Genomic DNA, 15,419 nt, shown 5'->3' on the forward strand with positions numbered 1-15,419 from the left:
CGACGGGTGGCGGCCCGTGGCGGCGGCGGGGGTCAGGAGACCGCCGCCACCGTACCGGACGCAGCCCGCCAGCGCTCCTCGATGAGCCCGGCCGGCACCGGCCGACTGAACAGGTAGCCCTGCAGGAAATCGCAGCCGCCGCGCCGCAACAGATCTGCCTGGCTTTCCGTCTCAACACCTTCGGCAACCACCGCCAATCCAAGGGTGCGCGCCAACGCCAGGATGGTATGGATGATTGCAACACCGTGTTCGTCCAGGTCGGCCTCACCGACGAAGGAGCGGTCGATCTTCAGCACATCGATTGGCAGACGGCGCAGGTAGGCGAGGCTCGAATAGCCGGTGCCGAAGTCGTCGATGGCCACCGTCACACCCAGCTCCTTGAGTGCCTGCAGGGTTTGGGCCGCCTCTTCCGGACGGTTCATCACCATGCTCTCGGTCAGTTCGATCTCCAGCAGGGTCGGCGGGATCTCGGCGGCCTCGGCCTGGCACAGGATCTCGCCGACCAGGTCGCCCTCGACGAACTGGCGCGCCGAGATATTCACCGCCACCCGCTGCCATCCGTAGCCCGCACGATGCCAGGCAGCAATCTGCCGGCAGGCCTCACGCAGGGTCCACCGCCCCAACTCGCCGATCAGGCCGCAATCCTCCGCCACCGGAATGAACTGAGACGGCTGGATGGCGCCCCGCTCGGCGTTGTGCCAGCGCAGCAGCGCCTCGTAGCCGACGATCTCACCGTTAGTGGCCCCCACCTTGGGCTGGTAGTGCAGACTCAGCTCCCCGTGAGCCAATGCGTGGCGCAAGGCGGTTTCCAGTTCCAGCCGCAAGCGTGCGGCCTCCGACATGGCAGGCTCGAAGAAGCGATAGACGCCTCGCCCCGCAGCCTTCGCCGCATACATCGCCACGTCGGCGTTCTTCATCAAGGTGGTGCCATCGCTGCCGTCGTCCGGAAACACGGCCACACCGACCGATGTGCCGATATTGATACGATGGGACAGGACCTGAATGGGCTCACTGATCGCCTCGATGATCTTGCGAGCCAGTGTGGCGCAGACCCGACCATTCTGCAGGCCGCGCACCAGCACCACGAACTCGTCGCCGCCCAGCCGCGCCACGGTGTCGGACTGGCGCACCAGGCTCTTCACCCGCTGGGCGACCTCCACCAGCAGCATGTCGCCAACCTGATGACCGAGGCTGTCATTGACACTCTTGAATTGGTCCAGGTCGAGGAACATCAAGCCCAGTTGCTCCCGATCCCGGCGCGCCATCTCGATGCCATGGCGCAGGCGATCCTCCAGCAGGAAGCGGTTGGGCAGGCCGGTCAGCGCATCATGGAAGGCCAGGAAGCGGATCCGCTCATCTTTCTCCTGGGACTCCGTGATGTCGGTGACTGCAAACACGTAGTGCGTAACCTTCCCGTCCGCGTCACGTACCGCATCGATGGAACGACGCTCAAGGAACAAACCGCCGTCCGCCTTGCGGCTCCACACTTCACCGGACCAGTGGCCGAGGCGGCGCAGTTCGCCCCACATGGCCTCGACCGCCAGCGGATCGTGGTCGGCAGGATTCAGGGTTCCGATGGGTTGCCCCACGATGGACACCGGCGACATTCCGGTCATCGCACAAAAGGCCGGATTGGCCTCGACGATCAGGCCTTCCGCGTCCGTGACAATGACGCCCGCCGCAATGTTCTCGATGGCTGCCGAGGCCAACCGGACCTTGGCGGTACGCTCTGCCACCATGCGCTCCAGCCCGGCGTTCTGCGAGGTCAGCGCATCACGCGCAGCCACCAGATCCCGGTTCAGCGACTCGACGACCTCCTGCTGCCGACGCGCCTCACCCAGCAGCCCCTGGTTCTCGATCAGGCTGCGCCGGGCCGCCAGCAAGGTTTTCCGCGCCCAGCAGTGGGCCGACAGCATGGTCGCCAGGTAGCACATCGTCAGCCCACCGAGCACCGCGGAGCCGGGCAACGGCAGCGCAACGAACAGCAAGGCACCCGGCAACAGCAGGCAGGCGATGTAGAAGCGTGCCGACCACAACACCGGCGCCAGCACCGATGCCGCCCGGCCGGCCAGACCGAAATGGATGAGCGCCAGCACCAGCACCTCCCCGGTACTGATATCCGGCCGAAGTTGGAACGGCAACAGCGCCCACAGGACAGACACCGCCGCCAGCGGCATCCAGAACAGGCGCTCCATGAAATTCAGCGACCGTGCGGCAAACGTCCGCTCACCCAGCCGCAACGTGGCAACCCGGACAACGACCGCGGCCAGCATCGCCAGCAGCCACGGAATCGCCAGCCAGTCCCCCGTCATGGACTTGTGCAGCCAGGCAACGCAGAGCACCGCGAGGCCATTGAGCAAGGCCCCCCCTTGCCCCTGGGCGAAGGCGTTTTCGATCAGGGACCAGCGTAACAACTGATCGTGGCGGTTTTCGTTTTCCATTCGGATGCATCTCGGACAAGACTACAGCCGGCACGCAGGCCAATGTGCGTCCCGACCTTGCCCGGCCCTTTCCCGGGCCGGACAAACTTGCCCTTAACGACTCAAGCTCCGCGGACTTGAACACGGCAGGAGGACCAGCGTGCCGTATTCCACACACAATCCCGCCGAGTTCAAAAAAAGAAATGCCCTTCGTCGACCGACGAAAGGCATTTCTTATACGTGCACCATTCCACCGTCGCCCCCGGCAACGCCGTTGGGCGGCAGGCTAACGGATCACCTCCAGCCGCAGTCCGGGAGACGTTCCTCCGACGACCACAAGTACCGCCCCCCACCCACGTGCGACAGGTACGCGTCGAAAGCGCCGGCCCAGTAATCGAACCACCAACTCAGCGGGCTCATGATTCTGCTCCTCCCCGGCTTGTGCTTGATACCGCAAGAGAACCCGGAACAGACCAGTGCAATGCTAGAAGCTCACGCTGGCCCCGCATGCGGAACATGCCCAAAGCCAAAAAACGCGACATACGATACAGCAGCACTGACTCGCGCCTGCCAGCCCTGCGTGTGCCCGGATTACCTCGCGGAGAACCAACAATATTTCTTTATTGTTTGCATTACCCCTCCTATTCGCATGGGTAATGCAAACATTCCCCGGTGCCTGGAAACAGCAATTTATACGCCAGGGAAAAGAATAAAAATCGATTCAATCGCTTACCTGCTCTCCAAGTCCGGCCTGGGCGACGTCCGTAAAGTTTCCCGACACCGCAAGCTTATCTGTGCTTCCAATCGTGGCTGACAGTGACTGCCCGCCATCGGCCCGACCTCCGCCATTCAGCCCGGGAGAATCAGTCTTTCTAATCGAGAGTGTATTCCACCGCCCCGGTATCCATTTCCCTTTCGCCTCCCGCCGCAGAACCTTCCGGGTATTCCCCTAGGTCCTTATGCCTAAGGGAATACCCCTAACAAAACAACGCCATACGCATCACCCATATGGCGTAATCTTTGATGACCATTTTTTCCATTTATTCCGTCGCCACGCAGTTCCGCAACATCAGCATTTCCGTTCCCGTTTCCGCTTCGATTCCGTCTCGTCGTTGTTACAGAAAGGTAAGGACCATGGATTTCCTGATAGTCATCGCAGCCCTGGTATTTCTGATGTTCATCGCCTACCGGGGTTACAGCGTGATTCTGTTTGCTCCGGTGGCGGCCCTTGGGGCCGTCCTGTTCACTGACCCCGGCCTGGTGGCCCCCGCCTTCACCGGTCTCTTCATGGACAAGATGGTCGGCTTCGTGAAGCTGTATTTCCCGGTCTTCATGCTCGGCGCCGTATTCGGCAAGGTCATTGAGCTGTCGGGCTTCTCGAAGGCCATCGTCTCATCGGTGATCAACATGGTCGGACGCGAGCGGGCGATGCTGTCCATCGTGCTGGTCTGCGCGCTACTCACCTACGGCGGCGTGTCCCTGTTCGTGGTGGTCTTCGCGGTCTACCCCTTCGCCGCCGAGATGTTCCGCCAGGGCAACATTCCCAAGCGCCTGATCCCCGGCACCATCGCACTGGGCGCCTTCACCTTCACGATGGACTCCCTGCCCGGCACGCCGCAGATCCAGAACATCATCCCGACCACCTTCTTCAAGACCAACACCTGGGCCGCCCCGTCCCTCGGCGTGATCGGCGCGGTGTTCATCCTGATCGTCGGCCTGACCTTCCTCAACTGGCGCCGCCGCACAGCCCAGAACGCCGGCGAGGGCTACGGCGACAAGCTGCTCAACGAACCGGAACCCTTCACCCACGAGAAGCTCGCCAACCCGGTCGTCGCAATCCTGCCGCTGTTCGTCGTCGGTATCTTCAACAAGGTGTTTACCAATGTGATCCCCGACCTCTACGGCAAGATGCATGACCTCGTTCTGCCCGGCCTGGCCAAGCCGATCTCCACCGACGTCACCAAGATCGCCGCGATCTGGGCCGTGGAGGCAGCGCTGCTGCTGGGCATCCTGTGCGTACTGGCCTTCGCCTTCAAGCCGGTGATGGAGAAATTCGCCGAAGGCTCCAAGGCCGCCGTCGGCGGCGCCCTGCTGGCGTCGATGAACACCGCTTCCGAGTATGGCTTCGGCGCCATCATCGCCGCGCTGCCGGGCTTCATCTACATCGCCGACGCCCTCAAGGCGATCCCCAACCCGCTCATCAACGAAGCCATCAGCATCACCACGCTGGCCGGCATTACCGGCTCGGCGTCCGGCGGCATGAGCATCGCGCTGGCGGCGATGGCCGAGACCTTCATCGCCAACGCCCAGGCGGCCGGCATTCCGCTGGAAGTCTTCCACCGGGTCGCCTCGATGGCCTCCGGCGGTATGGACACCCTGCCCCACAACGGCGCCGTGATCACGCTGCTGGCGGTCACCGGCCTGACCCATCGGCAGTCCTACGGCGACATCTTCGCGATCACGGTCATCAAGACTTCCGCGGTCTTCGTGGTGATCACCGCCTACTATCTTTTCGGTATCGTTTGAGCCACGCCCCGACCGCCAAAGGAGACCCGAAAATGAACCCGACAAAACCTAAACTCTCCCCGCCGCAAGGCCGCAACACCGGCAAGGTGGTCAGCGCCGCCGACGCGGTCAAGCTGATCCGCTCGGGCGACACCCTCGCCACCACCGGCTTCGTCGGCATCGGCTTTCCCGAGAACATCGCCATCGCCCTCGAACAGCGCTTCCTCGAAACCCGCGACCAGAGCAGCGACGGCCGCGGCAAGCCCGAGGGGCTGACCCTCGTCTACGGCGCCGGCCAGGGCGACGGCAAGGACCGCGGCCTCAACCACCTCGGCCACGAGGGCCTCATCAAGCGCGTGGTCGGCGGCCACTGGGGCCTGGTGCCGCGCCTGCAGGAACTGGCCGTCGCCAACCGCATCGAGGGCTACAACCTGCCCCAGGGCGTCATCACCCACCTGTACCGGGACATCGCCGCCGGCAAGCCAGGCACGCTGACCCGTGTCGGCCTCGGCACCTTCGTCGATCCCCGCTTCGGCGGCGGCAAGGTGAACAGCTGCACCACCGAAGACCTGGTGCGCATCATGGAGATCGACGGCGAGGAATACCTGTTCTACAAGGCCTTCCCGATCAGCGTCGGCATCGTACGCGGCACCACCGCCGACCAGGACGGCAACATCACGATGGAGAAGGAAGCCCTCACGCTCGAAGGCCAGGCCATCGCGATGGCGGTACGCAACAGCGGCGGCATCGTCATCGCACAAGTGGAGCGCATCGCCGAATCGGGCTCCTTAAACCCGCGGCAGGTAAAGATCCCCGGCATCCTGGTGGACTGCGTGGTGGTGGCCGAGCGCCCCGAGTGGCACATGCAGACCTTCATGGAGCAGTACAGCCCGGCCTTCTCGGGCGAGATCCGCATCCCGGTCACATCCCTCGAGCCGATGGAGATGAGCGAGCGCAAGATCATCGCCCGCCGCGCAGCAATGGAGCTGATCCCCAACGCGGTGGTGAACCTCGGCATCGGCATGCCCGAAGGCGTCGCCGCGGTGGCGGCGGAGGAACGGGTCATCGACCTGCTGACCCTCACCGCCGAACCCGGCGTGATCGGCGGCATTCCCCAGGGCGGGCTCAACTTCGGGGCGGCGGTAAACACCGCGGCTATCGTGGACCAGCCGAGCCAGTTCGACTTCTACGACGGCGGCGGCCTTGACCTCGCCTTCCTGGGCCTCGCCCAGGCCGACGAGCAGGGCAACCTCAACGTCTCCAAGTTCGGCCCCAAGCTGACCGGCGCCGGCGGCTTCATCAACATCAGCCAGAATGCCAAGAAAGTCGTCTTCGTCGGCACCTTCACCGCCGGTGGCCTCGAAGTGGCGCTGCAGGACGGCCGGCTGAAGATCCTCGTCGAAGGCAAGGCGGTCAAGTTCGTCAAGGAAGTGGAGCACCGCACCTTCAGCGGCGCCGAGGCCGTGCGGCGCAAGCAACCGGTGCTCTACATCACCGAACGCTGCGTCTTCGAGCTGACCCCCGCCGGCGTGGAGTTGATCGAGGTTGCCCCGGGCATCGACGTGGAACGGGACATCCTCGCCCACATGGCCTTCAAGCCGATCATCCGCGGCACGCCGTGCGTGATGGACGAACGCATCTTCCGCGACGCGCCGATGGAGCTGCGCCAGACCATCCTCGCCACACCGCTGGAATCGCGCTTCCACTACGACGCCGGACAGAACCTGTTCTTCATCGACTTCGACAACCTGCGCCTGCGCCACGCCGACGACGTGGACCGGATCCGCCGCCTGGTCACCGGCATTCTCGACCCGGTCGGCCACAAGGTGCCGGTGGTGGTGAACTACCACGGCTTCGACATTCTCGACGAGCTGATCGAACCCTACGCAAACATGATCAAGGGCTTGATGGAAACCCATTATTCCCAGGTCACCCGCTACGCCACCAACCCCTTCCTGCGTACGAAGCTCGGCGATGCACTCAGCGCCCGGCACCTTTCGCCCGGGATTTTCGATTCGGCCGAAGAGGCCCGGGCCGGGCTGACGGACGGACAGTGAGGGTTCTACGCCACAGCTGTTGCTGCAGTGCAACATAATGCACTATTGCACACCGTTTTTTTGCCCTCCTGCCATCGCCCTCATAAGAGCCTGTGCTATCGTTTTTCACAGGAGGCCACGGGAGGGATTCAGTCTGGGGCTCTTACTGTTCAATAACAACGTGTGGAGAAAATCTATGGCTACAAAGCAAGAACAGCAATTCAACGAGATTCAGAAGAAGAACCTGGAAGCCGCCATGCGTCTGGCCCAGCTCTCCATCGAGAACTCCCAGCGCATCATGGAACTGCAGGTCGGCACCGCCAAGTCCCTGTTCGAAGAAGGCGTCGCCAATGCCAAGGCCCTGTCCGGCGTCAAGGATCCGGCCGAAGCCCTGAACCTGCGTACCGCCTACGCCCAGAGCACCACCGAGAAGATGCTGACCTGTGCGCGCGAAATCGCCGAGATCACCGCCAAGACCCAAGCCGAAGTCGGCAAGATGGTCACCGAACAGCTGACCGGCGGCGGCCAGGACGTCGTCGACTCCTTCCAGAAGCTCTTCAAGGGCCTGCCTATCGGCGACCACAATGCCCTGGGCTCCATCCAGAGCGCCATGGACACCGCTCGTGCCGCCTACGAGCAGATGACCAAGGCCTCCACCGAAGCCTTCCAGGCCTTCACCAAGCTGACCCCCAAGAAGTAAGCGGTCCGCTGCACGCATTGCCGAACGGCGCCTCCGGGCGCCGTTTTCTTTTTTGGGAGCCCCTACAGCAATACGCCTGTCACCCTAGCAGCGCAGTCTTTCCCCTCCATCCCCAGCGGAAGAGGATCATGACGGAAAAGACCCGCATCATCGACGCGCTGGGAGAGCCCAGCCTGCTCCTGCCGGCGCTGCTGGCCGAGGCACTGGGCGCCAACGACCGCGCCAAGTACTACCTCAGCCTGATCCAGACGGCACGGGCCCATGCCTTCAATCCGGAACGGCCCCTCGCCTCCCTCGGTCTGGAGCGCATCGCCGCCGGTATCGGCGACGAAAGCCTGGACGACATTCCCGGCAACAGCTGCCAGCTCGATACCGATCTATTCCACATTCCATCGGCCGACGCCCTGTGCGGACGTATCTCCGCCGAGCTGGAGAGCATGTTCGAGCCCATCCGCAACAGCGGCGAGGACGTCTCGGTGCTGTTGGCGGCCCGTCTGGCGGCTCTTCATGCCCAGGCCTGGTGCGACAGCGCCGACACCCTCAGCGCGGCCCAGATTCACCGCCTGACCTCCGGCGACCGGGAACGCGGTGACAGTGCCCACCTGCTGGTGATGGACATGCACAAGGTTCTCAACCGACTGCAGACCCGCATCGCCAGCGAAGACATCGACGGTGCAGCCACTTACGACACCGCACCGGACGACCGCCCGCTGATCGCCGCCTTCATGCGCGGGGTCAACGCCACCCGCCCCCTCAAGTTCGACCACCCCGGTCTCGGCACCACCGCCACCCGCAACGGCGGCCGGCTGATCCTGCAGAACGACATCGGCACGACGGACGCCCACGTCCTCGTGGTGCACGTGGAAAAGCGCTGCGTAACGCTGACCTACACCGACATCCACATGCAGCGCCTGGTGTTCTTCCAGAGCCTCTTCGAGCACTGGGCAGTGAGCTGGGACGACACCCGCTCCCGCACCGACCGGGATCTGGAAGACGGCGTCTACCACATGGGCACCGGCCGCTTCACCGCCAACAACGAAGCCGGGCTGTGCGACTACCTGCAGTTCCTCGGCTCCCGGCTGGTCTTCCTGATCGACTGGAACCGCGCCCGCAAGCGCCTCCGCCTGCTGCTACCGAAGAAGGAAAGCCTGGCCTTGCTCAAGTGGGCGGCCGACGAGAACCTCGGCCACATGGGCTGGCTGCGGGCGGGCGGAGAGCAGTTGGTCTTCGACGCCCTCGCCTTCGCGGCGCAGACGCCGCCCGCCTTCGGCTCGCGCCTCGACGACATGCTGGAACGCAGCCGCGCCACCGCCTTCATGCAGTTCGTGCTGCGCGCATCCTCGGAGAGCCAGCAGCAGGGCGAGCCGGACGACATGCTGCGCGACCGCATCCACGCCGAACTGGTGAGCTGCTTCCGCAGCACCCGCCACCAGCTCATCGACATCGCCGCCGAGCATGCCGCGCTGGCCGTCGAGCTCGCCAGCGGCGTGCGCGACAGTCTCCTTGAGCTGCGCACTGCGGACGGCAGCGCGCGTATCGCCTTCAACGCCGAACGCGCCAAGGCGTGGGAGCACCGGGCCGACGAGCTGGTCAACCTCGCCCGCGAGCTGCGCCACAGCGGCGGCGGCCAGAACGACTTCTACTGCACGCTGCTCGAAAGCGCCGATGACATCACTGACGAACTGGAAGAAGCGGCCTTCCACCTCAGCCTGATCCCCTCCACCCCGCCTTGCACCGCGCTGCTCGACGCGCTGGAAAACCTGGCCGGCATGGTGGTCGGCAGCACGCAGGAATTCCTCAAGGCACTGGAGTGTGCCCGCAACGTGCGCCGCGGCTGCCCGCGGGAAGAGCTGCAGGACTTCCTCGAAGCGGTGCACCAGATCATGGCCGCCGAACGACGGAGCGACGACGCCCATCGCAGCTTCAAGCGCGCGCTGATCGTCGCCGGCGACGCCTTTCCCCAGCGTTTCGCCAGCACCGAATGCGCGCGCAACCTCGAAGCCGCGGCGGACGCCCTCCTGCACACCGCCCTCAAACTCCGCGACCACCTGCTGGCCGCCATGCTGAGCGAGTAGACCATGGATCTCCAGGCACACATCTACGCCATTGGCCTGCCCGGTCCGCGCATCGACGGCACGGTCGACGGGATGGGCTTCAAGGCCTTCAACCTGGTCCGCATGGCCTCCATCGGCCTGCCGGTACCGCAGGCCTTCATCCTCGGAACCGCCGTACAGCGGGCACGGTGCGCCGACCCCGCCGGCTTCCGTGCCCCGCTCCGCGCCCTGCTCGAAAGCCAGGTCGAGCGGCTGGAGGCAGCCTGCGGGCTGGAACTCGGCTCGGGCCGCAAGCCGCTGCTGGTCTCGGTCCGTTCCGGCGCCCCGATCTCGATGCCCGGCATGATGGACACCGTGCTCAACGTCGGCCTCACCGACGCCACCCTGCGCGGCCTCCTGCGCCTCACCGGCAACCCGCGCCTGGCCTGGGATTCGTATCGGCGCCTGATCCACCAGTTTGCCGAAGTGGTGCACCACGCCCCGCCGGAGCCCTTCAACGCGGCACTGCGGCTGGCCCTTGAGCATGCCCGCGTCAGCCGCCCCGCCGAACTGGACTTCCGCGCGCTGGCCAGCCTGGCCCGCAGCTACCTCGACGTCTACGAAAGCGTGGTCGGCCGGCCCTTTCTCCAGGACCCGCTGGAGCAGCTCCTTGCCGCCAGCGAAGCCGTGTTCGACTCCTGGCAGTCCCCCCGCGCCACCACATACCGCCAACTGCACGATATCGATGACCGTATGGGAACCGCCGTCACCGTGCAACGGATGGTGTTCGGCAACGCCGGCGGCACCTCCGGCAGCGGCGTCGGTTTCACCCGCAATCCGGCCAACGGCGATCCCGCGCCCTACCTTGACTTCCGCTTCAACAGCCAGGGCGAGGACGTGGTGTCGGGCCAGCACTCGGCCTCCGACGCCGCCCGCCTGGCCAGCGTACTGCCCCACGTGCATGCCCACCTGCAGGCCCTCGGCACACTGCTGGAGCGACAGTTCGGCGACGTGCAGGAATTCGAATTCACGGTCCAGGACGGCGTGCTCTACCTCCTGCAGACCCGCGACGCCAAGCGCACGCCGTGGGCGGCGCTGCGCATCGCCGTCGATCAGGTGAACAGCGGCGCGTGGTCGCCGGCCACCGCTCTAGAGCGGCTCGCCGGCGTAGACGTCGCCCAGATCGCCCGCACTCACCTCGTCGCCGATCCGCCCCTCGAACGCCTGGCCGCCGCGATCCCGGCCAGCGTCGGCGTCGCCGCGGGCGCAATCGCCCTCGACGCGGCCCGTGCCGGCCAATATGCCGCCGCCGGCCAGGCCTGCATCCTCGTACGCAACGACTTCAGCACCACCGACCTGCCCGGCATCAAGGCCGCCGCCGGCATATTGACAGCCCGTGGCAACCGCACAGCCCACGCGGCGGTAATCGCCCGTCAGCTCGGCAAGCCCTGCCTCGTGGGCTGCGGCGAGCTGGCCATCGACCTGCAGCAGCGCACCATCAGCTTTGGCGAACGGCGCCTGCAGGAAGGCGACGCCCTGACCGTGGATAGCGAGAACGGGCTGGTTTTCGCCGGTGCCGGGCGCATCGAACGCGAGCGCCCGGATGCCTGGCTGGACGCGCTGGCCACCTGGGCCTGCGTGTCCGGCCAGACCCGCTGAATCAGACCATGCTCAGCGCCGCGCTGCCCGCCACCACGCGGGCAGTGAGCGTGCGGGCGATCGGATTCACGCTGGGAGCGGCGGTCCCCACCAGCCGATTGACCTGCTTGAAGACACAGGTGAGGCCGCTCGGCGTCACCGTCACCACCCCATAGCCCTGGGCGTCAGTGCTGACCCACTTGATCCACGGGTTCCTCGATATCCCGGCCAGTTGCTGCGCAAGGCCCAGCAACTGGGTCGAGAACGTCGGGTCGGCCTTCAGGCCGTTCAGCACCGCCGTCGTCGTCGCATCCAGGGACGCCTCCGGCACGCCCTGCGCCGCCAGCGCCGAACGCACCCGCACGCGCGCCTGCTCGGCGAACTGGTCGAGGCTCGGCGCCGCAGCGGCCATCGTGAAGTCGAACAGGTTGAAGCGCAGCTCCAGCGTCCCCACGCCGCTGACCGGCACCGACAGCGGGTAATAGATCAACGTCGCCAGGTCCGGGCTGACCGACCCGACCGCGTCGGCGTAGAAGGTGAACAGGGACTCGGAGCTGATGCCGGCGGTGACGAAATCCACCATCACCGGCTGCGGGCTGGCCGCGTCAAAATCGTCCATCACCACACCGGCGTCGAAGCAGTGCAGGTCACCGGTCAGCGCCACCACGTTGCGGATGCCACCGGCCTTGAGGTGGGCCATCAGCGCCTTGCGCTCGGCATTGTAGCCGTCCCATTGATCGCAGTTGAACAGGAAGCGGGTGAAGTAACTGCCCAGCGCCGCAGCCTTGCCAGACGACTGGATGAAGGACGAGGCGACACCCTTGGCCTGGATGTCGGGCTTGATGTAGCCGAAGGCGATGGTCTGCGCCGCCGCCGACACCTGGGGCGCCGTACCGCTGGCCGCACTGGCGGCACCGAAGGCGGCGACTGCGATGGCCGCCTGCGCAGCCGTCAGCCCGGCACCGGTCGCCGCAGCGCTGGTGTTGCCGCCGCTGGCCGCCGCTGCTGCAATGGCCGTTGCCGCCGCAACCGCAACGGCCTGGCTGGCGCCGGCGGTCATCGCCGCCACCAGCGCCGACGCCACCGGCACATTGCCGCCGGTGGCCGACAGCGCGCCCTGGACGCTGGTCGCCAGCGTGCTCACCGCCTGCAGCGCGAACAGCGTGGCGATCGCGTCGGTGCCGTCGAGCTGCATGCGCAGCAGGGACACCTCGTTGCACCACAGCTTCCAGGTGGCCGTCGAGTTGCTCATCGTGCTCTTCCACCAGTCCCGCTGCGCGCGGCCGAGGATGGACACGTTGGCGAGCGGATCGTCCGCCGGTGCGGCCGCCATCTTGAGCGTCTCGAAGCTGTCCCGCGTCGTCTGCGACACCACGTAGCGGGCGCCGATCTGGCCAAGCTGAGCCCCCGTGGCCGGGTTCGGCAGCGCTTCGGGAATGATGTGGTCGGAGCGGAACATGCGCTCGTCTGTCACCACCAGGTGGGCCAGGTTGCCCCACTGGATATCCCGGTACAGGTGCACCGTATCGAAGCTGGCGATGCTCTCGTCCAGCTTCACGTCGGCCGGCATGAACTCGAACCAGGCCCGGTTGGCGGCCCGGCGGCGGGTGCTCTGGTGGGTGTTGTCACCGCGCTGCGTAGCCGCGTCGTAGCTGCCGTTGTCGTACGTTTCGGCGTCGCCCCAGCAGTCGTCGGAAAACTCGTGATCGTCCCAGGTGGCGACGAAAGCGAAGCGCTCATGCACCGCCTGCAGGCGCGGATCGGTGCGGTATTTCTTGTACAGATAGCGGTAGTCGGCCAGCGTATTGGCGTACTTCGCGCCGCCGCCGCTGCTGGTGGCGACACCGTCGGGCAGCACCAGGCGGTCGTGGCGGCTCTCCACCGAACCGGTCTGGAAAGCCTCGCCGACGGTCTCGTAGATGTAGTCACCGAGGTGGACGATCAGGTCCACCTCCTCGTTGCGGGCGATGTAGTCGAAGGCCGCCCAGTGATTCACGCTCCAGTCCTGGCAGGTCATGAAGGCCAGGCGCAGTTGGTCCACGTTGGCGCCGCGGGCCGGCGCGGTGCGGAAACGGCCGACGCGGGAGCGCACCTCACCGGCGATGAACTGGTAGTAGTGGAGGCCGCCCGGCGCCAGGCCGGTGACCTTGTTGCGTACCGTGGCGTCGTAGCTCGCATACACCGGCACCAGGCTGTCCACCAGCAGGCGGCCGGCCAGCGCCGCATTGCTGCCGAGCGCCGCACCGTTGTCGGCATCGGTGACGATCAGGCGGATCGTCATGTCGGCGGTCCCCGACGCGCTCGCCACATCGTCGACACCGATGGGCACGACGCGGGTCCACAGCACCGCCCCGTCCGGCGAGGGATCCCCCGAACCGACGCTCTGCGGAAACTTCCAGTCACTGCCGAGTGCCCGCGGCGGCAGGCCCGAACCGCTGCTGCCACAGCCGGCCAACCCGCCAAGGGCGACCGAGATGGTCAGAAAACCACTGTTGCGGAGAAAGCTGCGGCGATCCATGGAGATGCTCCGGGGAAGGGAAAGCCCGCGAGCCTAGGGCGTAGCGGTTACACGCTTATTGCACGGCAACAAGCAAACAGAAAAACCTTCAACACCACCATGAAATAACGAATTCGTCATAGGAAAATGGCATCTTTTCCGGCTTTTACCAGGAGATTCCCATGTACAAGCCGACCCGCACCCCGTCCACCTCCCTCGGCCTCACGCCCATCGCGCTGGCCTGTTGCAGCGTACTGCTGCTGTCCGCCTGCGGCGGCTCCAACGACGACAACAGCCTGCCGACGCTCAGCGGCGACACGCCCCTCGTCGTCGCCCACCGCGGCGCCTCGGGCTATCTGCCGGAAGAAACCCTCGAGGCCTACAGCATGGCGATCGACATGGGCGCCGACGTGGTCGAGCCGGACCTGATCTCCACCAAGGACGGGGTGCTGATCGCCCGCCACGACCCCAACCTGGCCTACAGCACCGACGTGGCCAACCACCCCGAGTTCGCGGCCCGCAAGAAGACCACCCAGGTGGACGGCGAAACCCAGACCGGCTGGTTCGCCAGCGACTTCACGCTGGCCGAGATCAAGACCCTCGGTGGCATCTCCACCGATGCCGAACGCCCGCAGCAGTACAACGGCCTCTACAAGGTCATCACCTTCCAGGAGCTCATCGACCTGGTGAAGACCAGGAGTGCCGCCACCGGCCGCACGATCGCCGTCTACCCGGAGACCAAGAACCCCACCTACCACCGGGATCTCGGCCTGCCGCTGGAAGACAAGCTCATCGACCTGATCAACAAGGCCGGCTGGAACAGCAAGACCGCCCCGATCTTCGTGCAGTCCTTCGAGCCGGGCAGCCTCAAGTACATGCGCAGCAAGGGCCTGAACACGAAGATGGTGCAGCTCATCGATGCCGACGATGTGAACCTCAAGACCGGCGCCCTCACCTACGCCGCCCCCTATGACAAGCCCTACGACTGGGCCAAGGCCGGCGACAGCCGTCTGTTCAGCGCCATGGTCACCCCGGCCGGCCTCGCCGAGATCAAGACCTACGCCGACGGCATCGGCCCGTGGAAGCGCTACATCATCACCGTCAAGGGCACGCTGGACGCCAGCGGCAACCTGACGGACATCAACGGCGACGGCAAGATCAACGAAGCCGACACCGTCAGCCAACCCGCCACCACACTGATCGCCGACGCCCACAAGGCTGGCCTGTTCGTCCATCCCTACACCTTCCGCAACGAACAGCGCCGCCTCGCCAGCGACTACAAGGGCGACCCGCAGAACGAGTACCTCGCCTACTACCGCCTCGGCGTGGACGGCGTGTTCTCAGACTTCGCCGACACCGCGCTGGCCGCCCGCAAGGCCTATCTGAAGGAAATGGGCCGCTGACACCCCGCCCCGACAGACGGGCGCCATCCGGCGACTTTCCCCGATTTTCCCGTGGAGGCGAGTGGATTCGCCCCCACGGAAGGGGATCTCGGCAGTGGCACCTTTCAAAGCTTTCACCGGGCTTTCATGTAATCGAAATACATCGCTGCCATATTTGCCGTCTTTGATAAATCCTCGTTGCAAATTC

General features: G+C 65.5%; 8 protein-coding genes. 6 read left to right on the forward strand and 2 right to left on the reverse strand.

Going from position 1 to position 15,419, the window contains the following annotated elements:
* Positions 1–32: 32 nt before the first annotated feature.
* On the reverse strand, positions 33–2,441 hold the full coding sequence (locus AC1PQG_RS14200) for a putative bifunctional diguanylate cyclase/phosphodiesterase (protein WP_481118493.1): 2,409 nt from the start codon (positions 2,439–2,441) through the stop codon (positions 33–35).
* Positions 2,442–3,554: 1,113 nt separating this feature from the next.
* Between AC1PQG_RS14200 and AC1PQG_RS14205 the strand changes: the two genes are divergently transcribed.
* From AC1PQG_RS14205 to AC1PQG_RS14225, 5 genes are all read left to right on the forward strand, one after another.
* Positions 3,555–4,946 carry a GntP family permease gene (locus AC1PQG_RS14205; protein ID WP_481118494.1) on the forward strand — a complete coding sequence of 464 codons (1,392 nt, stop codon included), beginning with the start codon at positions 3,555–3,557 and terminating at the stop codon, positions 4,944–4,946.
* A 32-nt stretch (positions 4,947–4,978) separates the two neighbouring features.
* A complete protein-coding gene (locus AC1PQG_RS14210) occupies positions 4,979–6,982 on the forward strand; it encodes an acyl CoA:acetate/3-ketoacid CoA transferase (RefSeq protein WP_481118495.1) in 2,004 nt (667 codons plus the stop codon).
* A gap of 175 nt (positions 6,983–7,157) precedes the next feature.
* The gene (locus AC1PQG_RS14215) at positions 7,158–7,661 is read left to right on the forward strand and encodes a phasin family protein (RefSeq protein ID WP_481118496.1); all 504 of its coding nucleotides are present in this window, start codon (positions 7,158–7,160) and stop codon (positions 7,659–7,661) included.
* Between the two features lie 128 nt (positions 7,662–7,789).
* Entirely contained in the window at positions 7,790–9,736 is a 1,947-nt protein-coding gene (locus AC1PQG_RS14220) for a phosphate transport regulator (protein ID WP_481118497.1), read from the forward strand.
* Between the two features lie 3 nt (positions 9,737–9,739).
* Positions 9,740–11,353, forward strand: a complete 1,614-nt coding sequence (locus AC1PQG_RS14225) for a PEP/pyruvate-binding domain-containing protein (RefSeq protein ID WP_481118498.1) — start codon at positions 9,740–9,742, stop codon at positions 11,351–11,353.
* Between the two features lies 1 nt (position 11,354).
* Here AC1PQG_RS14225 and AC1PQG_RS14230 read toward each other — a convergent pair whose 3' ends face one another.
* Entirely contained in the window at positions 11,355–13,850 is a 2,496-nt protein-coding gene (locus AC1PQG_RS14230) for an alkaline phosphatase D family protein (RefSeq protein WP_481118499.1), read from the reverse strand.
* A 161-nt stretch (positions 13,851–14,011) separates the two neighbouring features.
* Here AC1PQG_RS14230 and AC1PQG_RS14235 point away from each other — a divergent pair, with 161 nt between their 5' ends.
* Complete coding sequence (locus AC1PQG_RS14235; protein WP_481118500.1) at positions 14,012–15,232, forward strand: glycerophosphodiester phosphodiesterase; 1,221 nt, start codon at positions 14,012–14,014, stop codon at positions 15,230–15,232.
* Positions 15,233–15,419: the final 187 nt, after the last annotated feature.

The organism is Zoogloea sp. GDB6, from assembly GCF_056724105.1.

What these genes read in the sequence shown, in the direction of transcription:
- AC1PQG_RS14200 (WP_481118493.1), bottom strand. Translation starts at nt 2,441, where the DNA reads ATGGAAAACGAAAACCGCCACGATCAGTTGTTACGCTGGTCCCTGATC.
- AC1PQG_RS14215 (WP_481118496.1), top strand. Translation starts at nt 7,158, where the DNA reads ATGGCTACAAAGCAAGAACAGCAATTCAACGAGATTCAGAAGAAGAAC.
- AC1PQG_RS14230 (WP_481118499.1), bottom strand. Translation starts at nt 13,850, where the DNA reads ATGGATCGCCGCAGCTTTCTCCGCAACAGTGGTTTTCTGACCATCTCG.
- AC1PQG_RS14220 (WP_481118497.1), top strand. Translation starts at nt 7,790, where the DNA reads ATGACGGAAAAGACCCGCATCATCGACGCGCTGGGAGAGCCCAGCCTG.
- AC1PQG_RS14205 (WP_481118494.1), top strand. Translation starts at nt 3,555, where the DNA reads ATGGATTTCCTGATAGTCATCGCAGCCCTGGTATTTCTGATGTTCATC.
- AC1PQG_RS14235 (WP_481118500.1), top strand. Translation starts at nt 14,012, where the DNA reads ATGTACAAGCCGACCCGCACCCCGTCCACCTCCCTCGGCCTCACGCCC.
- AC1PQG_RS14210 (WP_481118495.1), top strand. Translation starts at nt 4,979, where the DNA reads ATGAACCCGACAAAACCTAAACTCTCCCCGCCGCAAGGCCGCAACACC.
- AC1PQG_RS14225 (WP_481118498.1), top strand. Translation starts at nt 9,740, where the DNA reads ATGGATCTCCAGGCACACATCTACGCCATTGGCCTGCCCGGTCCGCGC.